Annotated in this window: 21 protein-coding genes; 11 read left to right on the plus strand and 10 right to left on the minus strand. The window is 68.1% G+C overall.

Translation table 11 applies throughout. The features are described 5' to 3' along the window. Positions 1–42 precede the first annotated feature (42 nt). The 4 genes from ACWDTP_RS18450 to ddaH are packed head-to-tail and all read right to left on the minus strand — an operon-like array spanning position 43 to position 4,555. Positions 43–924 (minus strand): universal stress protein, encoded by an 882-nt coding sequence (locus tag ACWDTP_RS18450; protein WP_450022278.1) that lies wholly within the window; start codon positions 922–924, stop codon positions 43–45. Next, complete coding sequence (locus ACWDTP_RS18455) at positions 921–2,423, minus strand: amino acid permease (RefSeq protein ID WP_450022279.1); 1,503 nt, start codon at positions 2,421–2,423, stop codon at positions 921–923. The genes ACWDTP_RS18450 and ACWDTP_RS18455 overlap by 4 nt, the downstream gene beginning before the upstream one ends. A gap of 27 nt (positions 2,424–2,450) precedes the next feature. Next, on the minus strand, positions 2,451–3,689 hold the full coding sequence (rocD, locus tag ACWDTP_RS18460; RefSeq protein WP_450022281.1) for an ornithine--oxo-acid transaminase: 1,239 nt from the start codon (positions 3,687–3,689) through the stop codon (positions 2,451–2,453). Further along, a complete protein-coding gene (gene ddaH, locus ACWDTP_RS18465; protein WP_450022283.1) occupies positions 3,686–4,555 on the minus strand; it encodes a dimethylargininase in 870 nt (289 codons plus the stop codon). The genes rocD and ddaH overlap by 4 nt, the downstream gene beginning before the upstream one ends. 113 nt (positions 4,556–4,668) lie before the next feature. Here ddaH and ACWDTP_RS18470 point away from each other — a divergent pair, with 113 nt between their 5' ends. Together ACWDTP_RS18470 and ACWDTP_RS18475 are read left to right on the plus strand one after the other, a co-directional pair. Continuing rightward, the gene (locus tag ACWDTP_RS18470) at positions 4,669–5,115 is read left to right on the plus strand and encodes an Lrp/AsnC family transcriptional regulator (protein ID WP_450022285.1); all 447 of its coding nucleotides are present in this window, start codon (positions 4,669–4,671) and stop codon (positions 5,113–5,115) included. 71 nt (positions 5,116–5,186) lie between these two features. Continuing rightward, positions 5,187–6,371, plus strand: coding sequence for an NAD(P)/FAD-dependent oxidoreductase (locus ACWDTP_RS18475; protein WP_450022287.1), 1,185 nt, complete (start codon positions 5,187–5,189; stop codon positions 6,369–6,371). Between the two features lie 93 nt (positions 6,372–6,464). On the opposite strand, the gene ACWDTP_RS18480 is transcribed toward ACWDTP_RS18475, so the two are convergent. The 3 genes from ACWDTP_RS18480 to ACWDTP_RS18490 all read right to left on the minus strand — a co-directional run bounded on the left by ACWDTP_RS18480 (position 6,465) and on the right by ACWDTP_RS18490 (position 9,611). Then, positions 6,465–7,748, minus strand: coding sequence for a VOC family protein (locus tag ACWDTP_RS18480; RefSeq protein WP_450022289.1), 1,284 nt, complete (start codon positions 7,746–7,748; stop codon positions 6,465–6,467). Next, positions 7,745–8,260 carry an RNA polymerase sigma factor gene (locus tag ACWDTP_RS18485; protein WP_450022291.1) on the minus strand — a complete coding sequence of 172 codons (516 nt, stop codon included), beginning with the start codon at positions 8,258–8,260 and terminating at the stop codon, positions 7,745–7,747. The genes ACWDTP_RS18480 and ACWDTP_RS18485 overlap by 4 nt, the downstream gene beginning before the upstream one ends. A gap of 64 nt (positions 8,261–8,324) precedes the next feature. Next, positions 8,325–9,611, minus strand: a complete 1,287-nt coding sequence (locus ACWDTP_RS18490) for an MFS transporter (protein WP_450022344.1) — start codon at positions 9,609–9,611, stop codon at positions 8,325–8,327. Positions 9,612–9,747: 136 nt separating this feature from the next. On the opposite strand from ACWDTP_RS18490, the gene ACWDTP_RS18495 reads away from it, so the two are divergent. Further along, complete coding sequence (locus ACWDTP_RS18495) at positions 9,748–10,479, plus strand: phytanoyl-CoA dioxygenase family protein (protein WP_450022293.1); 732 nt, start codon at positions 9,748–9,750, stop codon at positions 10,477–10,479. Here the strand turns inward: ACWDTP_RS18495 and mftR are convergent. Continuing rightward, on the minus strand, positions 10,476–11,078 hold the full coding sequence (gene mftR / locus ACWDTP_RS18500; protein ID WP_450022295.1) for a mycofactocin system transcriptional regulator: 603 nt from the start codon (positions 11,076–11,078) through the stop codon (positions 10,476–10,478). The two genes, ACWDTP_RS18495 and mftR, sit on opposite strands and share 4 nt — an antisense overlap. Positions 11,079–11,170: 92 nt before the next feature. Between mftR and mftA the strand changes: the two genes are divergently transcribed. The 7 genes from mftA to mftG all read left to right on the plus strand — a co-directional run bounded on the left by mftA (position 11,171) and on the right by mftG (position 17,658). Further along, a complete protein-coding gene (gene mftA, locus ACWDTP_RS18505; RefSeq protein WP_450022297.1) occupies positions 11,171–11,266 on the plus strand; it encodes a mycofactocin precursor MftA in 96 nt (31 codons plus the stop codon). 2 nt (positions 11,267–11,268) lie between these two features. Further along, positions 11,269–11,577, plus strand: a complete 309-nt coding sequence (mftB, locus tag ACWDTP_RS18510) for a mycofactocin biosynthesis chaperone MftB (protein WP_450022299.1) — start codon at positions 11,269–11,271, stop codon at positions 11,575–11,577. Beyond that, positions 11,574–12,752: a mycofactocin radical SAM maturase gene (gene mftC, locus ACWDTP_RS18515; protein WP_450022301.1), complete on the plus strand. Its 1,179-nt coding sequence runs from the start codon at positions 11,574–11,576 to the stop codon at positions 12,750–12,752. Before mftB ends, mftC begins: the two co-directional genes overlap by 4 nt. Before the next feature lie 4 nt (positions 12,753–12,756). Next, positions 12,757–13,950 carry a pre-mycofactocin synthase MftD gene (gene mftD, locus ACWDTP_RS18520; protein ID WP_450022303.1) on the plus strand — a complete coding sequence of 398 codons (1,194 nt, stop codon included), beginning with the start codon at positions 12,757–12,759 and terminating at the stop codon, positions 13,948–13,950. Positions 13,951–14,077: 127 nt separating this feature from the next. Further along, the gene (gene mftE / locus ACWDTP_RS18525) at positions 14,078–14,815 is read left to right on the plus strand and encodes a mycofactocin biosynthesis peptidyl-dipeptidase MftE (protein ID WP_450022305.1); all 738 of its coding nucleotides are present in this window, start codon (positions 14,078–14,080) and stop codon (positions 14,813–14,815) included. Then, positions 14,812–16,224 carry a mycofactocin biosynthesis glycosyltransferase MftF gene (mftF, locus tag ACWDTP_RS18530; RefSeq protein ID WP_450022307.1) on the plus strand — a complete coding sequence of 471 codons (1,413 nt, stop codon included), beginning with the start codon at positions 14,812–14,814 and terminating at the stop codon, positions 16,222–16,224. The genes mftE and mftF overlap by 4 nt, the downstream gene beginning before the upstream one ends. Before the next feature lie 27 nt (positions 16,225–16,251). Further along, a complete protein-coding gene (mftG, locus tag ACWDTP_RS18535) occupies positions 16,252–17,658 on the plus strand; it encodes a mycofactocin dehydrogenase MftG (RefSeq protein ID WP_450022346.1) in 1,407 nt (468 codons plus the stop codon). Here mftG and ACWDTP_RS18540 read toward each other — a convergent pair. Continuing rightward, on the minus strand, positions 17,645–19,219 hold the full coding sequence (locus ACWDTP_RS18540; RefSeq protein WP_450022309.1) for an MFS transporter: 1,575 nt from the start codon (positions 19,217–19,219) through the stop codon (positions 17,645–17,647). The genes mftG and ACWDTP_RS18540 overlap by 14 nt on opposite strands. 89 nt (positions 19,220–19,308) lie before the next feature. Here ACWDTP_RS18540 and ACWDTP_RS18545 point away from each other — a divergent pair, with 89 nt between their 5' ends. Beyond that, entirely contained in the window at positions 19,309–19,980 is a 672-nt protein-coding gene (locus ACWDTP_RS18545; RefSeq protein WP_450022311.1) for a TetR/AcrR family transcriptional regulator, read from the plus strand. On the opposite strand, the gene ACWDTP_RS18550 is transcribed toward ACWDTP_RS18545, so the two are convergent. After that, complete coding sequence (locus tag ACWDTP_RS18550) at positions 19,946–21,199, minus strand: cytochrome P450 (RefSeq protein WP_450022313.1); 1,254 nt, start codon at positions 21,197–21,199, stop codon at positions 19,946–19,948. The two genes, ACWDTP_RS18545 and ACWDTP_RS18550, sit on opposite strands and share 35 nt — an antisense overlap. Positions 21,200–21,204 lie beyond the last annotated feature (5 nt).

The raw sequence follows: 21,204 nt of genomic DNA on the forward strand, positions 1-21,204 counted from the left end.
CCTGTTTCGGCGAGAATTGGGCAGTTTTGTGTCTGCTCGCCCTTAACCGGGTAGCACCAGAACCGGAACCGGGCTGTGCCGCAGGATCTTGGTGCCGCGTTCGCCGAGGAACACCCGGGCCACCGCTCCGGCCGGAGAGGTACCGATGGCCAGGATCTCGCCGTCGATCCACTCCACGGCGTCGAGCGCCTCGTCCCAACCGGCACCGGTGACCACGTCGAGTGCCACCTCGTCCCCGACGATTCCGTCGATCCTCAACTGCCGCAGCGATTGCCGTGCCTGCTCCGCCCATGTGGCGAGGATGGAATCCTCGCTGCCCAGACCCACCATCGGCGGATACATGTTTCGCCCGCGCACCGCGAACGTCACCACCCGCAGGCAGGCGTCCAGCCGGTCGGTCAGGGCGGCGGCGCGTCTCACCACGTGCACATCCTCAACGGTGCCCGAGTAGGCGCACGTGATGCGGGACAGCGCACCGTGTTTCGACAGCCGGTAGCCGCGCGGGCTGATCGCCAGCGGGACGGGGCAGCTGTGCAGCAACCGGTCCGCGGTCGAACCGACCACCAGCTGGCCGAGTTTGCCGTCCGCTGCCGAGCCGAGCACCAGCACGTCGGCGTCGAGTTCGCGCACCGCCTCCAGCAGGCCACCCGACACCGACCGGTGGGCGAACTTGTGGAAGCCCACCTCAAGCCCCGCGTCGATCGCGGCCAGGTGCCCACCGGCCTGGGCGGCCGAGGATGATGCGAGTTGTGCTGCGTACTCGGCATATTCGGCGTCGATCCGGGCCGGCGACGGTGTCATCCACGGGCGCGGTATCACGGTGGCGACCGCCAGCGACGTCTTGAGTGTCCGCGCCGCGCCGACGGCCAGATGCAGTGCCGACGCCCCGCCCTTGCCGGCCAGATAGCCGACCACGACCGTCACGGCGTGCCCTCGGGTGGCACCATCACGTCATCCTCACCGGCCACCGCGCCCGGGATGTAACCGTCACCACCGTCGTTGAGGGCGCTGTGGTGCCGGCTCCACAGCAGGTAGAACACCAGCACCGCCCCGACCCACAGGCCGAACCACAGCCAGGTGATGTGGGGCAGCCCGTAGAGCACGAACACGCAGGCCGCCACCGACAGGATCGGGGTCACCGGATAACCGGGGACCCGGAACGAGCGCGGCAGATCGGGTTCACGGACCCGCAGGATGATCACACCGACCGACACCACGATGAACGCGACCAGGGTGCCGATCGACACCAGATCCCAGAGGTAGTCCAACGGGACGAACCCGGCCAGGATTCCGGTGACGACCGCGACGACGATCGTGTTGTTCACCGGAGTCATGCTGCGCGGGTGGACCTTTGCGAACATCGGCGGCAGCAGCCCGTCGCGGCCCATGGCGAACAGGATGCGGGTCTGGCCGTACATCACCACCAGGGTGACCGAGAAGATCGAGATCACCGCACCCGCCGCGAGAACGGTGCTGGCCCAGGTCTGGCCATGCAGGATGTTGGTCAGCATCACCGACAGGCCCGCCTCGGACTGCTCGTCGGAACCGAATGCGTCGGCGGACTGGGTGCCCAGCCCGGCGAACGCCACCAGGACGTAGACGCTGGTGACCACGATCAGCGCGCCGATGATCGCCCGGGGCATGGTCTTCTGCGGGTTCTTCACCTCGTCACCGGCGGTGGACACCGCGTCCAGGCCGATGAAGGTGAAGAAGATGGTGCTGGCCGCGGCGGTGATGCCGATGAAGCCCCTGTCCCAGAACCCGGCGAAATGGTCGGTCGTGAAGGCGGTGAACGCGACCGCGACGAACAGGGCGAGCACGGCCAGTTTGAGGATAACCATGACGGTGTTGACCAAGGCCGATTCGCTGGCCCCGCGGATCAGCAGCAGCGCGCACATGACGATCAGCACCGTCGCGGGCAGGTTCATGATTCCCGGTGTGTCACCCCATGGTGCGGCCGACAGTGCGTGCGGCAGCCGGAAACCGAACAGGTTGTCCAGCAGTTGGTTGAGGTAGCCGCCCCAACCGATCGCGGTGGCCGACATCGAGACGCCGTATTCCAGCAGCAGGCACGCGGCGACTCCCATGGCGACGAATTCGCCCATCGTGGTGTAGGCATACGAATAGGTCGATCCGGAAACCGGGACCGCGGCAGCCATTTCCGCATAGCATATAGCCGAAAGGCCGGCCGCGATCCCGGCGATGACGAAGGAGACCAATACGGCAGGCCCGGCTTTGGGCACGGCCTGCTGCAACACGATGAAGATTCCGGTGCCCACGGTGGCACCCACGCCGAACAACGTCAGCTGGAAGGTCCCGATGGTTCGTTTCAGGTGGTCGGAGGCGCCGTGGGCGACCGGGGCCCCGCGCACGGGGCGCCGTCGCGTCATCTGACCGGTCAGGCTGGTGGCTGGAGCTGACATGGTGCCTCCTCGATGCCGATCAGCCGATTATGGGCGCGCTGCCGCCAGGGTGTCGGCGAATCGGTCAACGGCCCAGTCGATCTCCCCGGCGGTCACCACGAGCGGCGGCGCGAACCGCAACGTCGAACCGTGGGTGTCCTTGACCAGCACCCCGCGTTCGGCGAGGGCGATGCTGAGCTGTTTGCCGGTGCCCAGCGCCGGGTCGATGTCGACGCCGGCCCACAGCCCCCGCCCCCGCACGACACGCACCCCGGCGCCGATCAGTGCCGTCAGCCGGGTGTACAGATGTATGCCGAGTTCGGCCGAGCGGCGCTGGAATTCACCGGTCCGCAGTATCGACACCACTGTGGTCCCGATGGCCGCCGCGAGTGGGTTGCCGCCGAAGGTGGAGCCGTGCTCACCGGGGTGCAGCACGCCGAGGATGTCGCGGTCGGCGACCACGGCCGACAGCGGCACCACGCCGCCACCGAGTGCCTTGCCGAGCAGATAGACATCGGGAACCACGCCCCAGTGCTCGCAGGCGAAGGTGCGTCCGGTGCGGGCCAGGCCGGACTGGATCTCGTCGGCGATCATCAGCACGTTGTGCCGGGTGCAGATCTCGCGGACCAGGGGCAGATAGTCGTCGGGCGGCACGATGATGCCCGCCTCGCCCTGGATCGGCTCGATCAGGACGGCCACGGTGTTCTCGTCGACGGCGGCGGCGAGCGCATCGGCGTCCCCGAACGGCACCGAACGGAATCCCGGGGTGTACGGCCCGAAGCCGCGCCGTGCGGTCTCGTCGTCGGAGAAGCTGATGATCGTGGTGGTACGTCCGTGGAAATTATTGTGCGCCACAATGATATTGGCCTGTCCGGCGGGAACGCCCTTGACGTCGGTACCCCACTTGCGGGCGACCTTGATGCCGCTCTCGACGGCTTCGGCACCGCTGTTCATCGGCAGAATCATGTCCTTGCCGCACAGCTCGGCCAGGGCCCGGGCGAACGGGGCCAGCCGGTCGGAGTGAAACGCCCGGCTCACCAGCGTCAGCCGGTCCAGCTGGGCGTGGGCGGTCGCGATGATCGCCGGGTGGCGGTGCCCGAAGTTGACCGCCGAATAAGCGGCAAGGCAGTCCAGGTAGCGGCGGCCGGCCACATCGGTGATCCATGCGCCCTCGGCGGCGGCGGCCACCACGGGTAGCGGCGAGTAGTTGTGCGCGACATGGCGATCGTCGAGGCCGATCGTGATGTCTGGGGTGGCCATCTTCTCCACACCGTCCAGGATGGTCATGGGTGCAGCTCCAGGGTGCAGCATTTGACGGATCCGCCGCCCTTGAGCAGTTCGGAGAGGTCGACTCCGATCGGTTCAAAACCGGCCTGCCGCAACTGCTCGGCGAACCCGGTCGCGGCCTCGGGCAGCACCACATGCCGTCCGTCGGAGACGACGTTGAGACCGAGGACGTATGCGTCGGCGGTCGCGACTTCGACGGCGTCGGGGAACAGTTCGTGCAGCCGCCGCCGTGAGTCGGCGCCGAAGGCGGGCGGGTAGTAGGCGACGGTGGTGTCGTCGAGGACGGCCAGCGCGGTGTCGAGATGGTAGAAGCGCGGGTCGACCAACTCCAGGCTCTGCACGGTCAGCCCGGTGATCGCGGCGATCTCGTCGTGGGCGCGGCGGTCGGTGCGAAAACCCCAGCCGGCCAACAGAGTCGAGCCGACCAACAGCAGGTCGCCCTGGCCTTCGTTGACGTGTTCGGTGGTCACCGGGTCGAATCCGTCGGCGGTCATCCACTCGGCGTAGGCCTCGGCCTCGGGCGCGCGCTGCGGGTAGGCGAAGCGGGCCACGACCGCGGTCCGGCCGACCAGGAATCCGCCGTTGGCGGCGTAGACCATATCGGGCAGGCCGGGCCGGGGCGCGACCAGTTCGACGGTGTGGCCGAGATCGACGTACACCTGGCGCAGTGCCTCCCACTGCGCCAGCCCGCGCGGGGTGTCGACCGGCGTGGAGGTGTCCATCCACGGATTGATGGCGTACTCGACGGTGAAGTACTGCGGGGCGGTCATGGCGTAGCGGCGGATGCTGGACTTGCGCGGGCTGGGGGCCGCGGCGGTGGTGTCGGTAGGCACGACGGTGGGCATGACACTGTCGAAGATCGTCATGATTCAACGATATGAAGCACATCTGACGCAATCAATCGATGCGCGTTGCGCGTCACCCACCGATATATTGCAGAAAAGGGGCATTTGCGGCTGTTTATTGCGTGGAGGGTGATGTGGACCGTCTGGATGACACCGACGAGCGGATTCTGGCCGAGCTGGCCGACCAGGCCAGGGCCACCTACGCCGAGATCGGGCAGCGGGTGAACCTGTCGGCTCCCGCGGTCAAGCGACGCGTGGACCGCATGATCGACAGCGGCGTGATCCGCGGGTTCACCACGGTGGTCGACCGCAATGTGCTGGGCTGGCGCACCGAGGCCTACGTTCAGGTGTTCTGCCACGGCACAATTGCCCCCGATCAACTGCGCGCGGCCTGGGTCGACATCCCCGAGGTGGTCAGCGCGGCGACGGTCACCGGCACCGCCGACGCCATCCTGCACGTGCTGGCGCGCGATATGCGTCATCTGGAGGAGGCACTGGAACGGATCCGGTTGTCTGCCGACATCGAACGCAGCGAAAGCATCGTTGTGCTGTCCAACATCATCGAACGGGCCCGGGCGTGACGCCGGGCTGGGTACCGGCGCAAATGCGGGGTGGCGCACAACGCTGCGACCCGATCGTGTAAAAACCCCACGTGACTACATCACCGCGATCCGGGGGCATTGTGATCGTCGGCGGCGGCCTTGCCGCGACCAGGACTGCCGAGCAACTGCGCCGCTCGGAGTACGCCGGGGCCGTCACGATCGTCAGCGATGAGGACCATCTGCCGTACGATCGGCCGCCGCTGTCCAAGGAAGTGCTGCGCGCCGAGACCGATGACGTCACGCTCAAGCCGGCCGAGTTCTACGCCGAGAACGACATCGCGCTGCGGCTGGGGTCCGCCGCGCGGTCGGTGGACACCGCCGCCAGGACGCTTACGCTCACCGACGGCAGTGAGGTGGGCTATGACGAACTCGTCATCGCCACCGGTCTGGTGCCCAAGCGGATCCGGTCCTTTCCCGATCTTCCCGGCATCCGGGTGCTGCGTTCCTACGACGAGAGCCTGGCCCTGCGCAAGGACGCCGATACGGCCCGGCGCGCCATCGTGGTCGGCGCCGGCTTCATCGGCTGCGAGGTGGCCGCGAGCCTGCGCAAGCTCGGTGTCGAGGTGGTTCTGGTGGAGCCGCAGCCGACCCCGCTGGCCTCGGTGCTGGGGGAGAAGATCGGCGCCCTGGTGACCCGGCTGCATCGGGCCGAGGGGGTCGATGTGCGGTGCGGGGTCGGGGTCACCGAGGTGCGTGGTACCGACAACGTCGAACAGGTGGTGCTGGGGGACGGCACCGAACTCGACGCCGATCTGGTGGTCGTCGGCATCGGCTCGCATCCGGCCGTCGAATGGCTGGACGGCAGCGGCATCGAACTCGACAACGGCGTGGTGTGCGATGAGGTCGGCCGGGCCAGTGCACCGCACGTGTGGGCGATCGGCGATGTGGCGTCGTGGCGTGACCAGGTGGGAGATCAAGCGCGCGTTGAGCATTGGAGCAATGTGGCCGACCAGGCTCGGGCGTTGGTACCCGCGCTGCTCGGTCAGGAATCCTCTCCGGTGGTTTCGGTGCCCTACTTCTGGAGCGACCAGTACGACGTCAAGATCCAGTGCCTCGGCGAGCCCGAGTCCGAGGATGTCGTGCATGTGGTGGAGGACGACGGCCGAAAGTTCCTGGCCTACTACGAGCGCGACGGGGTGCTGGTCGGCGTGGTCGGTGGCGGGATGCCCGGCAAGGTCATGAAGGCCCGCGGCAAGATCGCCAACGGTGCCCCGATCTCCGACGTCCTGGGCTGACTTCCCCCGCTGACTTTCCCCGCGAGCAGACATAAAACTGTCCAGATCCGGGTGGAAATGGACAGTTTTATGTCTGCTCGCCCTGAGGGGGGATCAGAACTGGCCGAGGTAGAACCGGCTGCCCTGATCGTCGGTGCACTCGGCCATCAACCCGTAGGGCTGCCGGGCCGGTTCCTGCAGCACCGTGCCGCCGGCCTCGCGGACCCGCGCCACCGCGGCCTCGATATCGGCGACGGTCCACATCGGCACGGTTGTCGCGGCCGCGCCGCCACCCGCCACCCCTGACATCGGCTGGCTGCCCTGCACACCCCAGCCGTCCTCGACGTGTCCGGGTTCGAAGGTCCAGTAGAACACCCGGCTGTAGAAGGACTTGAACGCCGCGGAATCGGGAACCTGGTAGGTGATGTACGAGAGTTCGCCCGGCCCTGAGCCATTGAGCTCGGGACGGGGCGTTCCGGGTGTGGGCTGGAACACCGCGAACGGCGTACCGGCCGGGTCGGTCGCATCCAGCACGAAGCCGAAGTCGAACTCCTGGACCTGCCCCGGAGTGCCCCCGCCCGCGGTGATCGCCTGCCGGGCGCCGTCGAGATCGGCGACCGCATAGCAGCAGAACATGGTCGGCGGTCCGGGCACGCTGAAGATCCCGGTCGGCTGCCTGGTGTTGGTGACCTGGTTGGTGGCCGGGTCATAGGTCCAGCCCAGCACGTGCCCGTAGAAGGCGGCGGCCCGGTTGGCGTCCGGGGACCACACCGAGACGTAGCCGACGTCGCCGTGCTGGATGGTGACGGCTGCACCGGTCACCGGCCCGGAGAGCATCCACCGATGGCCGAACGGGTCGACGATCGTGGCGTTGCGGGCGCCGTAGTTCTCGTACGGCTCTCGTTGCACCTGGGCGTCGTGCGACCTGGCCCGTTCCAGTGCGGCGTCGGTGTCCGGGACATGGATCATCAGGCTCACCGAAATATGGTCTGGTCCAGGGGCAGTCATCCCCATCTCGGGGTACTCGTCGGCCAGGTACAGCACTCCGCCCTCCAATTCCAGCTCGGCGTGCCCGATCCGTCCGTCGTCCATCTCGTACGGCTGCCCCACCAGGGACGCGCCGAACGCGTCGGTGTACCAGGCGATCGCGGCGCGCGCGTCGGGTACGGCCAGGTACGGGATCGCGGCGGGGCGAGGGGGCGGCGGCGTCGCTGCGGGCTCGTTGAGTTCTGCGATGGCGGTATCGGTGCCGGTCATGACCACTCCTTCGGTTCGGGTTGGAAGTGTGAGTGCCGATTCCAGGCGGGCGCGCAGCCGGGCGGCGAATTCCGGGTCCGGGGCAACCGGAAGCTCGCCGTCACCCAGCACGGTCAACGGATCGTGGCTGTTGTTCGTCATGACGTCCCTCCTTCCGGTTGTGGGTAGTGCGCTCGGAATGCCTTGCGGGCCCTGACGAGTAGCGCCTCGGTGGCGTGCACGGTGCGGCCGATCAGCTCGGCGCACTCCGGCACCGAACAGTCGTCCATATAGCGCAGCGCCAGCACGGTGCGCTGGTGTTCGGGCAGCCGCGCCAGCACACTCTCGGCGACGATCCGATCCAGTTCGGCGTCCCAGTCGTCGGCCGGATCCACCGGTTCGGGCAGTTCGGCCACCGGAACGTGCAGCCGGTCGTGCCGCCGCCGGTAGTGGTCGGCGAGCTTGTGCCGGGCCACGCCGATCAGCCACGGCACCGAGAGCGGCGGCGGGGACGGTCTGCGGGCGGCATCCATCGCCGCCAGGAACGTCTCCGACGTCAGGTCCTCGGCGGCTCCGCGGTCACCACAGCGCCGGATGAAGTATCCGTACACCGTCGGCAGTGCCTCGTCGTACAGCGTCAGCAGCGCCCGCGGAGCATCTGTTTCGGCGCTCACATCTCTATCGTCGCCGCCACGACCCCAACTCCGACGGGGTAGCCGGAGTTTTTTTCGACGAACTTCAGCGCGTGGCGGGCGTGTCGAGCGGAACCGCTCTGGTCTCGGGTAATGCCAGCTGTGCGGTGAGGGTGAGTGCCGCCATCGCCATCAGGTACATTCCGACCTGCGTGACGCCGTGATGGGCGGTGAGCCAGGTTGCGATGAACGGTGCGACCGCGGCGCCGAGGATGCCGGCCAGGTTGAACGACACTCCCGAACCCGTGTAGCGGACGTTGGTCGGGAACAATTCGGGCAGCACGGCACCCAGCGGGCCGTAGGCGAAGCCGGTCAGTGCCATCCCGATGACGAGGAATACCAGCACGCTCGCGCGGGTGGCGTGCGCGGGGGAGAGGAACAGCGCGAAGGTTGCGCCGTAGCCGATGACGGCCGCCGAGGTGAGCAGCAGGACGGGGCGCCTGCCGACCCGGTCGATCAGGCGGCCGGCGAGGGGAATCGTCGCGGCGAAGACGAGTACCGAGATGAGCTGCAGTTGCAGGAACCCGGTGTAGCCGAAGCCCAGGCCGCTGCCTTCGGGCGCACGACGTCCGGTGCCGTAGCCCAGCGTCCAGGTGGTGACGATGTAGAACAGTGAGAAGATGCCGACGACTGCGAAGGTGCCGACGACGACCTCGCGCCAGTTGTGCCGAAATAGTTCGGCCAGTGGTGCTTTCACCCGCTGGCCGGCCTCGGCGGCCCGGGCGAACACCGGGGTTTCGGCCAATCGCAGCCGCACGTACAGGCCGAACGCCACCATGACCGCGCTGAGCAGGAACGGGATCCGCCAGCCCCAGGTGTAGAACGCCCCACCCGGTCCGCCGAGGGTGGACAGCAGCACCAGGAAGACCCCGTTGGCCAGCAGGAACCCGATCGGGGCCCCGAGCTGAGGCCACATGGCCGCCCACCCGCGCCTGCCGTGGTCGGCGGTTTCGGTCGACAGCAGGGCCGCGCCGCTCCATTCGCCGCCGAGGGCCAGGCCCTGGGTGAACCGCATCAGTGCCAGCAACGCCGGTGCCAGGAGCCCGACCTGGTGATAGGTCGGCAGGGCGCCGATCGCGAACGTCGCGAACCCCATCACCAGCAGTGAGGCCACCAGAGTTGCCTTGCGGCCCAGGCGGTCTCCGAAGTGACCGAACAGGATTGAGCCGAGTGGTCGGGCGGCGAATGCCAGGCCGAAGGTCGCCAGGGAGGCGAGCAGTGCGGTGGACGGATCGCCTTTCGGGAAGAACAGCTGGGGAAACACCAGGACCGCGGCGGTCGCGTAGCCGTAGAAGTCGTAGAACTCGATGGTGGTGCCGATCATCGACGCCATCGCGATCCGGGCCCTCGGCTGATCGTCGGCGGCGTTGTGTTCCAGGGTGGTCACGAATCGACCCTTTCGGTGTGGACGGAGCGTGCGTTGAAAAATCATTGGCGCGCCAACCGGCATTTGCGCCAGGGTTATAACGGTGATCGACGTCAACGAGTTCATACGCGACGGTTTCGTCAAGGTCGGGGGGGCGGCGGCGGTCGATATCGCCGACGCGGCAAGGGAGTTGCTGTGGCGGCAGATCGGGCTGTCGCCACGCGAGCCGGAATCCTGGACGCAGCCGGTGGTGTGGGCGGCCGATCTGACCGGGTCCGGGCCGTTCGGTCAGTTGGCGCGCAGCGCGGCCCTGGCGCAGGCCCTCGACCAGCTGTGCGGTGCCGGCGGGTGGGTACCGCGGCATTCGCTGGGGAACATCCCGATCCGGTTTCCGGTATCCCCGCCCGCCGAGGACCGGGGCTGGCACATTGACCGAAACACCCTGCTGTCCGGGGAGAACTGGGTCGTCAGCGGGCGCCCGCACACCATGACGTTGTTGACCCTGCTCTCGGAGGTCGGTCCCGACGATGCGCCCACCCGGATCAGGGTCGGGTCACACCGCGATGTGGCCACCGTGCTCGACGCCGAGCCGGTCGAGTTCTTCGATTCCGGTGAGCCGGTGGACCGGGTCAGTCGGGGGCGGCCGGTGGCGCTGGCGACCGGGCGCCCCGGGGACATGTACCTCGTGCACCCGTTCACCGTGCATGCGGCCGACGTGCATCGCGGGACCAGGCCGCGGTTCATGGCGCAGGCGCCGGTCGTGCTCACCGAGCCGTTGACTCCGGGGGGACCGTCGGCGCTGGCCCGGGTGTGGGACGACGGTGTGTCGGGTTAGATCCGTAGTGCGTCGAGGCCGGGCCTGGCGATGTCGAACGCCTCGGCGATGGCATGGGGCAATTCCACCGACTCGTCGGCGAGCCAGTGTTCATACGCCGACAACGCCACGCCGAGCATCAGCCATGCGATGGTCTGCGGCATCAGGTCACCGACGACCGCACCGGTACGGCCGGCCACATAGGTGGCGATGACATCGCGCCAGCCGGCGTACATTGTCATCGAATAGGCCTGCAGCCCTGCGGTTTCCAAGATGACGCGCATCCGTTTCCGGTGCTCGGCCATCTCGTGGGGGGCGTAGGTGTTGAACGCCAGCAACGCCTCACGCAGGGCCTCGCCCAGCGACGTCCGCGGGCTGAGGGTCGCCAGCAGCTCACGCAGGTGTTGCAGGTGCGCGTCGAAGTCGCCCCACGGGATGGCGTTCTTGGAGGCGTAGTACCGGAACAGGGTGCGCCGGGATATGCCCGCGGCGGCGGCCACATCGTCGACGCTGACCTCGTCGAATCCGCGCGCCGCGAACAGCTCGATGGCCACACCGGCGATGTGGTCCTGGGTGGTGGACCGACGCCGGCCCGCCCGGGGTGCGGATCCCTGCAGCATCACACCCACCTCTTCCATTTTGGCACTCGATGCCATATCCTTGCGATCTCGATCACAATTGTCGAGACCTTACGCCACGAAAGGAAGCGTTCATGGAACCGAATCAGCACGTCGAGACCGAGTCCGAGCTCGTCACCGAGACTCTCGTCGAAGAGGTGTCGATCGACGGCATGTGCGGGGTTTACTGACCGTGGCCACCCAGGTCGCCGATACGGCAGGATCCACCGCTTTCGACCCGGATGTGAGCTGGCGGCTGCATCCCCAGGTGGCGGTGCGGCCCGAGCCGTTCGGCGCCCTGCTGTACCACTTCGGTACCCGCAAGCTGTCGTTCCTCAAAAACCGGACGGTCGTCGAGGTGGTCAACTCGTTGGCCGACCACCCCGACGCCCGGTCGGCCTGCCGGGCGGCCGGGATCGGCGATGACGATCAGGCGCCCTATCTGCACGCGCTGAGCGTGCTTGTCCAGTCGAAAATGCTCATACCTGGGAACACTCAATGACTTCTGTAGCACCGGTGCCCCGGCTCGTGGAACAGTTCGAGCGCGGTCTTGACGCGCCGATCTGCTTGACCTGGGAGCTCACCTACGCATGCAATCTGGCCTGCGTGCACTGCCTGTCCTCGTCGGGTAAACGCGACCCGCGTGAACTGTCGACGCAGCAGTGCAAGGACATCATCGACGAGCTGGAACGCATGCAGGTGTTCTACGTCAACATCGGCGGTGGGGAACCCACTGTGCGCCCGGACTTCTGGGAACTCGTGGACTACGCCACGGCCCACCACGTCGGGGTGAAGTTCTCCACCAACGGGGTGCGCATCACCCCCGAGGTGGCCGCGAAGCTGGCGGCCAGCGATTACGTCGACGTCCAGATCTCACTGGACGGCGCCAACGCAGAGGTCAACGACGCGGTGCGGGGCAAGGGTTCGTTCGACATGGCCGTGCGCGCCCTGGAGAACCTGCGCGACGCCGGCTTCAGGGACGCCAAGATCTCGGTGGTGGTGACCCGCCACAACGTCGGTCAGCTCGACGAATTCGCCGCCCTGGCAGCACGTTACGGCGCCACCCTGCGGATCACCCGGCTGCGCCCGTCCGGCCGCGGGGCCGACACCTGGGACGAGCTGCACCCCACCGCCGATCAGCAGCGTCAGCTCTATGACTGGCTGGTGGCCAAGGGTGACGGGGTGCTGACCGGCGACTCCTTCTTCCACCTGTCGGGCCTGGGCGCCCCCGGTGCGCTGGCCGGGCTCAACCTGTGTGGCGCGGGCCGGGTGGTCTGCCTGATCGACCCGGTCGGCGACGTCTACGCCTGCCCGTTCGCCATCCATGACAGGTTCCTGGCCGGAAACATCTTGTCCGACTCCGGCTTTCAGAACGTCTGGCAGAACGCGCCGTTGTTCCGCGAGCTGCGTGAGCCGCAGTCCGCCGGTGCCTGCGGCAGCTGCGGCCACTATGACAGCTGCCGTGGCGGCTGCATGGCGGCGAAATTCTTCACCGGGCTGCCGCTGGACGGGCCCGACCCGGAATGCGTCGAAGGCTGGGGTGAGCCGGCGCTGGCGGCCGAGCGGGTCAAACCCAAGCCGAGCGGCGACCATTCCCGGGGCACCAAACAGGGGCCGGTGGCGCTGAAACTGCTCACCAAACCCCCGGCCCGATTCTGCAACGAAAGTCCGGTGTAACCCAATGGCGCGAGATACCTGGTTCGAGACCGTCGCGATCGCCCAGCAACGGGCCCGCAGGCGGCTGCCCAAGTCGGTATACGGCGCGCTCGTTGCGGCCAGCGAAAAGGGCCTTACCGTCTCCGACAACGTCGAGGCCTTCGCCGAGCTCGGCTTCGCACCGCACGTCATCGGCGCGCAGGAGAAGCGGGACCTGGCGACCACCGTGATGGGCCAACAGATTTCGATGCCGGTGATCATCTCGCCGACCGGGGTTCAGGCGGTACACCCGGACGGCGAGGTGGCGGTGGCCCGGGCCGCCGCCGCCCGAGGGACCGCGATGGGGCTGTCGTCGTTTGCCAGTAAGCCGGTGGAGGATGTGGTCGCGGTCAACGACAAGGTCTTCTTCCAGATCTACTGGCTCGGCGACCGGGATGCGATCGCGGCCCGCGCCGAGCGCGCCCGCGCGGCCGGCGCGGTCGGGCTGATCGTGACCACCGACTGGAGCTTCTCGCACGGCCGGGACTGGGGCAGCCCGAAGATCCCCGAGCAGATGGATCTGCCCACCATGGTCAAGATGATGCCCGAGGCGCTGACCAAGCCGCGGTGGCTGTGGCAGTGGGGCCGGACGCTGAACCCGCCGAACCTGCGGGTGCCCAACCAGGCCGCCCTGGGCGAGGCCGGACCGCCGTTCTTCAACGCCTACGGCGAGTGGATGGGCACCCCGCCGCCGACCTGGGAGGACATCGCCTGGCTGCGCGAATTCTGGGGCGGCCCGTTCATGCTCAAGGGAGTGATGCGCGTCGACGACGCCAAACGTGCTGTTGACGCAGGTGTTTCGGCGATCTCGGTGTCCAACCACGGCGGCAACAACCTCGACGGCACGCCGGCCTCGATCCGGGCCCTGCCCGCGATCGCCGATGCGGTCGGTGACCAGGTGGAGGTGCTGCTGGACGGGGGGATCCGCCGCGGCAGCGATGTGGTCAAGGCGCTGGCGCTCGGTGCCAGGGCGGTCATGATCGGCCGGGCCTACCTGTGGGGGCTGGCGGCCGAGGGCCAGGCCGGCGTTGAGAATGTGCTCGACATCCTGCGCGGTGGGATCGACTCGGCGTTGATGGGCCTGGGCCGGTCGTCGGTCCACGACCTGGTGGCCGAGGACATTCTGATCCCGCGGGATTTCACCCGCACGCTGGGCGTGGCACCCGACGCCGGGACCTGACCGAACACCGCTTGCCGGGGTGCGTGACAGGGGTGGCGGAAGGGGCGCACGTGATGGTGGCGGGCGGCTCGCGGAAATTTCTGGCGAATCTGGTGCCGCTCATGCTCCAACAATCGGCGCACTCCAGGTGAATTCGGCCTACGATCGGCACGTGGCTTTCCCCACCCGACTCGCTGACTCGACGTCGAGACAGCTACGCGGCGTGTCGCCGACATTGGTCATCCCGGTGGGGTCGACCGAGCAACACGGTCCGCACCTGCCGCTCGACACCGACACCCGGATCGCGACGGCGGTGGCCGGTGGTGCGGTCGAGCGACTGGATGTCGACGGCGCGTGGACGGTCGCCCCTGCGGTCGGCTACGGCGCGAGCGGGGAACACGAGGGCTTTCCCGGCACGGTCTCGATCGGGACCGCTGCGCTGCGGCTTTTGCTGATCGAGTACGGCAGGTCGGCGTCGAGCTGGGCGCGGCGGCTGGTGTTCGTCAACGGCCACGGCGGGAATGTGGAGGCGATGGCCGGGGCGGTCGTATCGCTGCGCACCGAGGGGCGCGACGCAGGCTGGGTCCCGTGCGTCACGCCGGATGCCGATGCCCATGCCGGGCACACCGAAACTTCCGTATTGCTACATATTTCACCGCGAGATGTCTGGGTCGACGAGCTTATGTCAGGTAATACCGCACCGCTGACCGAGTTGATGCCGCGCCTGCGCAGCGGTGGTGTCGCGGCCGTCAGCGAACTCGGGGTGCTCGGCGATCCGACGACTGCCACCGCGACCGAGGGGGAGCGTATCTTTGCTCAGATGGTCAAAGGCTGTGCCGACCGGATCGGCCGGTGGCAGCCCGACCGGAACGGGATGCTGATATGACCGGACCGAGACTGCCCGACGGTTTCGCCGTCCAGGTGGATCGCCGAGTCAAGGTGCTCGGTGAGGGTTCGGCGCTGCTCGGCGGATCCCCGACGCGGCTGCTGCGGCTGGCGCCGACGGCCCAGACGATGCTCAACGGTGGCCGCCTCGAGGTGCACGACGCGCTCAGTGCTCAATTGGCGCGAACCCTGCTCGACGCCACCGTCGCCCATCCGCGTCCGGCCAGCGGTCCGTCGCACCATGATGTCACCGTTGTTATTCCGGTGCGCGACAACCCATCTGGGCTGCACCGATTGATCACCACGCTGCGCGGGCTGCGGATCATCGTGGTCGACGACGGGTCGGCGGTACCGGTCGAGCAAACCGAGTTCGCTCAGATGCACTGCGATGTGCGTGTGCTCCGCCATGTCCGCAGCAACGGTCCGGCGGCCGCGCGCAACACCGGCCTGGCGGCCTGCGAGACCGATTTCGTGGCCTTCCTGGATTCCGACGTGGTGCCGCGGCGCGGCTGGCTGGAGGCGCTGCTCGGTCACTTCTGCGATCCCGCGGTGGCGCTGGTCGCGCCCCGCATCGTCGGGCTGCACAACGCCGACAACCTGGTGGGCCGGTACGAGGCCGTCCGGTCCTCACTGGACCTCGGGGTCCGCGAGGCGCCGGTGGTGCCGTACGGGACGGTGTCCTATGTGCCGAGCGCCGCGATCATCTGCCGGCGGTCGGCGCTGGTGGCCGTGGGTGGCTTCGACGAGACCATGCCGTCGGGCGAGGATGTCGACCTGTGCTGGCGTTTTGTCGAGTCCGGCGCCCGCCTGCGGTACGAGCCGATCGCCCTTGTCGCCCACGATCACCGGACCGACCTGCGAAAGTGGTTCACCCGTAAGGCTTTCTACGGCACATCGGCGGCGCCGCTGACCGTTCGGCATCCAGGTAAGACGGCACCGCTGGTGATCTCCGGTTGGACGCTGATGGTGTGGCTGCTGCTGTCCATGGGATCGTTCGTGGGGTATCTGGCCTCGCTGGCGGTGGCCGTGCTCACCGGGACACGGGTCGCCCGATCGCTGAGAACCGTCGACACCGAACCCAAGGAGGTCGCGGTCGTGGCGGCCAACGGGTTGTGGTCGTCGGCGCTGCAGCTGTGCTCGGCCATCTGTCGCCATTACTGGCCGGTCGCGCTGATCGGGGCGTTGCTGTTCCGGCGGGCCAGGAAGGCGGTTCTGCTCGCGGCCGTGATCGACGGGGTGGTGGACTGGGCGACCCGGCGGGGGAACGCCGACGACGATACCAAGCCGGTCGGCCTGTTGACCCACATCCTGCTCAAACGCCTCGACGACATCGCCTACGGGACCGGCCTGTGGACCGGGGTGGTGCGGGAACGCCATGCCGGCGCGCTCAAACCGCAGCTGCGGAGTTGAAGCGACAGCTTGCAACCGAACAGCGATATCCTGATCGTCGGCGCGGGAAGCGCTGGATCGGTGCTGGCCGAACGGCTTTCCACCGATCCGGGCTGCCGGGTCACGGTCGTCGAAGCCGGTCCCGCGCCCACCGACCCACGGGTGGCTGCCCAGATCAGCGACGGTCTGCGCCTACCGATCGGTGCCGCGAGCTCGGTGGTCCGGCACTATCCCTCGACGCTGACCGAGCACCCGCCGCGGCACACCGAGATCATCCGTGGGTCGGTGGTGGGCGGCTCCGGCGCGGTCAACGGCGGATACTTCTGCCGCGGTCTCCCCACCGACTTCGACACCTGGGCCGTCGCAGGGTGGAGCTGGGAGGAGGTGCTTCCGCACTTCCGCGCGATCGAGAACGACCTGGACTTCGGCACCGCCCTGCATGGCACGGACGGTCCGATCAACGTCCGCCGGGTTCGTGAATTCGATGGCTGTACAGCGTCTTTCGTGAGCGCGGCGACCGATGCGGGCTTCGGTTGGCTGCCGGACCTCAACGGGTCCGATCGCGGGTCACCGCTGCCGGCGGGCGTTGGTGCGGTCCCGTTGAACATCGATGGCGGCACCCGGGTGGGCCCGGGTGGCGCCTACCTGCAACCCGCGCTGGACCGGGCCAATCTCGTCCTGCGTACCGATACCAGAGCGGTCGGGGTGCTGATCTCCGGGGGCCGTGCGGTCGGCGTCCGGTGCGATGACGGTCGGGATCTTTCCGCGGATCGAATTGTGCTGTGCGCCGGGGCAATCGGGTCGGCTCAGTTGCTCATGCTGTCGGGCGTGGGTCCGGCGGCCGATCTCGAGGCGCTGGGGATTCGGGTGGTCGCCGGTCTGCCGGTCGGGATGGCCACGCTCGATCACCCGGAGTGGGTCCTTCCGGTGGCGTGGACACCGACCCATGACCTGCCGCCACTGGAGGCCGTGCTCACCACCGGCGACGGCGTGGAGATCCGGCCCTACACCGCCGGGTTCTCGGCCATGGTGCACGGACCCGGACACGATCCGGCCGAGCTTCCGCACCTCGGAGTGGCGCTGATGCGACCGGGGTCCCGCGGCCGGGTGCGGCTGGTCTCCGCCGACGCGATGACCCCGCCGATGATCGAGCACCGCTACGATTCGGTGTCCGCGGACGTCGACGCACTGCGGTCCGGATCGGAGCTGGCCCGCGAATTAGCCGGCCACACAGTGGAAGTCGGCGATCCGTCCTGGTCGACATCGCAGCACCTTGCCGGTACCGCGCCGATCGGGACCGGTGCGGATGCGGTGCTCGACCCGACCTGCCGGGTGCTCGGAGTGGACGGCCTGTGGGTGGTCGACGGATCGATCATGCCCGCCATCACCAGCCGGGGCCCGCACGCCACCATCGCCATGATCGGTCACCGGGCCGCCGAGTTCATCGTGAGCTGATCCGGCGGGCCAGCCGCGACTGCCTGCCGTCACGGCCCGGCCCCCAGACTCCGACGAGGGCCGCCGCCACGCCCAGCACGGCGGCCATCACCAGTAGGGCCGAGTTCGTCGCGTCCAGGAATGCCTGCTTGGCCAGCTCGCCGATGGCCGCGCCCTGCGGGCCCGACTGCCCGGCCACGGCGAGGGCCTCGGCCAGTGAGCTGAGGAGGGGATCATGTAGCTCGGCGGGCAACCCGGTAAGGCTCGGCGTCAGGTGATTCTGGTACTGGGCGGCCAGGATTGAGCCCGCCACCGCGATACCCAGTGCGGCACCGACCTCGCGGGTGGTGTCGTTGACCGCCGACGCCACACCCTGTTTCTCGTCCGGAACGGCGCCCATGATGGCCGATGTCGTCGGCGCGGTGCACATGCCGATACCGATGCTCATGATGAACAGGGGCCAGGCGTATTCGAGGTAACCGGAGTCGAGCTGCAGCAGGCGCATACTCAGCAGACCCGCGGCGATGAAGCAGAGACCGACCGAAACGCACAGTCGCAAGCCCAGTTTCGGAAGATAGAGATGCGTGGTGGTGCTGAGGGTGAGCACGGGCACCGTCAGCGGGCACAGGGCGAACGCGGTCTGGATCGGGCTGTAGCCCATCACCAGCTGGATGTACTGCATGCTGACGAAGAAATAGCCGAAGTTCGCGAAGAACAGGAACGTCACGCCGACCGCGCCGGTGGTGAAGTCGGGTTTGGCGAACAACCTGACGTCCAGCAGCGGGTGCCGCAGCCGCAACTGCACGACGGCGAAGGCCAGCGCCAGGGCGACCCCGCCGGTCATGGCGCCCCAGACCAACGGATGCGTCCAGCCCCGCACCGGGGCCTCCATCACCCCGAGCACGAAAACCGCTACGGCCGCACCGATCAGGAGCGCGCCGAACCAGTCCAGCGGGGTGGCGTTCGCATCTCGTGACGAGGGCACCGTGCAGGTCAGCACGAATAACCCGAGCCCGACGACGGCGAAGGTCGCGAAGATCGACTGCCACGACCAGATCTGCAGCAACCCGCCGGTGATCAGGAAGCCGAAGACAGCGCCCGATCCGACCACGCCGGCCCAGATCCCAACCGCCTTGTTGCGCTCCGACTTCGGGAATGCGGAGGTCAGCAGCGAAAGGGTTGCGGGCATGATGAAGGCAGCCCCGGCACCGGCGACCGCGCGGGCGGCGATCAGTTGGAGCGGACTGTCCAGGATCAGCGGTGCCGCCGAGGCCAGGGTGAACACGGCCAGGCCGGTGAGCAGGGCGCCCCGCCGGCCGTACCGGTCGCCGATGGCCCCGGCCGGCAGCAGCAGGCAGGCCAGCACCAGCGTGTACCCGTCGATCACCCAGGTGAGTTGGGACTGGGTGGCGGCGGTCTGTCGGGCGATATCGGGCAGTGCGGCGTTGAGGGCCACCATCGAGGAGATCACGATGGATACGTCCATGCAGGCGACGGCGAGCAACCAGGAGCGTCGGCGGACCGACAGCGCGGCCATCCCCGGGTGGATATCCTGGTCGGGCCTGACCAGGGTGTCGGCCATGATGTGCGCTCCTCCGTCAGACGATGGTTTTGAGACTAACAGTCTCGGAGCGAGACGATAAGTCTGATTTGTTGCGGAGGTGACTGAAGATGGCCCAAGGGAGTGCCGACCCGCGGCCGGCCCGCTCGCGGGCGCGGCTGCTGGAGGCGGCGACCTCGCTGCTGCGTTCGGGCGGCCCGAGCGCGGTCACCGTCGACGCGGTCACCCGCGCCGCGAACGTCGCCAGGGCCACCCTCTACCGACATTTTCCCAGCGGAAATGACTTACTGGCAGCGGCATTTCGGGCACTGATCCCACCAGCGCCTGCGCCGCCCGAGAATGGCCCGTTGCGTGACCGGTTGATCGCACTGGTGCGGGCCCAGGCCGATCTCATCGCCGAGGCCCCGGTCACCGTGACGGCGATGTCGTGGCTGGCGCTGGGCGGGGACCTGGAGCAGTCGCCGTGGCGGACCGACGATAGCCAGGAGATACGTACGCTGCGCGAGCGGGTCGCCGAGCAGTACGCGGCGCCGTTCGAGGCGATCTTCGACAGCTCGGACGCGGTGGCCGAACTCGGTGACGTCGACCGCACCCAGGCCGCCGCGCTGCTGCTCGGCCCGATCGTGCTGGGCAAGCTGAGTACGTTGCCCGAGTTCGATTACAGCGCGTGTGTGCGCGCGGCGGTCGACGGGTTTCTGGCCACTCACCGCCGCGGTCCGGCGGCGCGGCCGCCCGCACCCGCTCGGGTCAGCGGATCGAGTAGCGGAGCGGCAGGTGTTTGAGCCCACCGACGAACGTGGTCGCGGAAAGCTCAGGGGTCCCGGTCAATTCGACCGACTCCAGCCGCGACAGCAGCTCGGTGAACAGGCTGTGCATCTCCATCCGGGCCAGCGCGGCTCCCAGGCAGAAGTGCACGCCGTATCCGAAGGCCAGGTGCTTGTTCGGGTCGCGCGCCACGTCGAACCGGAACGGATCCGCGAAGACCTCCTCGTCGCGATTGCCCGAAACATAAGCCAGATATACCGATTCGCCCTTGGCGATCGGTACCCCGCGCACCGTGGTGTCGGCGGTCGCGGTGCGCATGAACTCCTTGACCGGCGTTGACCACCGGATCATCTCCTCGACCGCGGTACCCATCAGTTCGGGGTGCGCGCGCAGCCGGTCCAGCTCGCCGGGGTTCTCGATCAGGGCGTGCAATCCGCCCGAGATCGCGTCCTTGGTGGTGTCGTGGCCCGCGCTGGCGACGATGACGTAATAGGAGGCGGTGTCGACGTCGGAGAGCGCTTCACCGTCGATGCGGCCGTTGGCGATCGCCGATGCCAGGTCCTCGGTCGGGTTGGCCCGCCGGGACGCGGTGAGCTTGGAGAAGTAGGCGAAGAAATCGAGCAGCACCGACAGTTGGTCCTGCAGCGATCCGCCGTCGCGCTTGTACTCGTCGTCGTCCCCGCCGAACATCTCCTGGGTGAGCATGTGCATGCGGTTGTAGTCCTCCTCGGGCAGGCCGAGCAGCGACATGATGACGTACAGCGGGAATTGGACGGCGATGTCGGTGACGAAGTCGCACTCCGGGCCGATGTCACGCATCTGGTCCACATACCGTTTGGCGAGTTCGTCGACCCTGACCTTGAGGTCGCGCATCGCCTTGGGGCGGAACCAGTCTGCGCCGATGGCGCGGACCTTGCGATGATGCGGGTCGTCCATGTGGATCAGGGTCCGCAGCCCCGTGCCGGCCTCGAGTTGTTGCCTGGCCAGATCGTCGGCCGCCGCGGTCGACAGCAGCGGTCTCGGCTCGCTGATGAACAGTTCGTTGTCGCGTTCGACGGCCATGATGTCGGCGTGCCGGGTGATCGCCCAGAACGGCCGGTAGGGTGCGTTGTCGACCCAGGCGACCGGATTGTCCGCCCGCAACCGGGTCAACGCCGCGTGCAGCCGCGGGTCGTCGGCGTATGCGGTCGGGTCGGCCAGGACTCTCGCGGCGTCGTCCATCGCCGGTGCGCTCATACGGA

The organism is Mycobacterium sp. NPDC003449, from assembly GCF_053588415.1.

Excerpts from the sequence above, each read along its gene's own strand:
- ACWDTP_RS18550 (WP_450022313.1), bottom strand. The coding sequence starts at position 21,199 with ATGAGCGCACCGGCGATGGACGACGCCGCGAGAGTCCTGGCCGACCCG.
- ACWDTP_RS18540 (WP_450022309.1), bottom strand. The coding sequence starts at position 19,219 with ATGGCCGACACCCTGGTCAGGCCCGACCAGGATATCCACCCGGGGATG.
- ACWDTP_RS18455 (WP_450022279.1), bottom strand. The coding sequence starts at position 2,423 with ATGTCAGCTCCAGCCACCAGCCTGACCGGTCAGATGACGCGACGGCGC.
- ACWDTP_RS18490 (WP_450022344.1), bottom strand. The coding sequence starts at position 9,611 with ATGGCGTCGATGATCGGCACCACCATCGAGTTCTACGACTTCTACGGC.
- mftR (WP_450022295.1), bottom strand. The coding sequence starts at position 11,078 with ATGCTGCAGGGATCCGCACCCCGGGCGGGCCGGCGTCGGTCCACCACC.
- mftA (WP_450022297.1), top strand. The coding sequence starts at position 11,171 with ATGGAACCGAATCAGCACGTCGAGACCGAGTCCGAGCTCGTCACCGAG.
- ACWDTP_RS18545 (WP_450022311.1), top strand. The coding sequence starts at position 19,309 with ATGGCCCAAGGGAGTGCCGACCCGCGGCCGGCCCGCTCGCGGGCGCGG.
- ddaH (WP_450022283.1), bottom strand. The coding sequence starts at position 4,555 with ATGACGATCTTCGACAGTGTCATGCCCACCGTCGTGCCTACCGACACC.
- mftF (WP_450022307.1), top strand. The coding sequence starts at position 14,812 with ATGACCGGACCGAGACTGCCCGACGGTTTCGCCGTCCAGGTGGATCGC.
- rocD (WP_450022281.1), bottom strand. The coding sequence starts at position 3,689 with ATGACCATCCTGGACGGTGTGGAGAAGATGGCCACCCCAGACATCACG.
- ACWDTP_RS18480 (WP_450022289.1), bottom strand. The coding sequence starts at position 7,748 with ATGACGAACAACAGCCACGATCCGTTGACCGTGCTGGGTGACGGCGAG.
- mftC (WP_450022301.1), top strand. The coding sequence starts at position 11,574 with ATGACTTCTGTAGCACCGGTGCCCCGGCTCGTGGAACAGTTCGAGCGC.
- mftD (WP_450022303.1), top strand. The coding sequence starts at position 12,757 with ATGGCGCGAGATACCTGGTTCGAGACCGTCGCGATCGCCCAGCAACGG.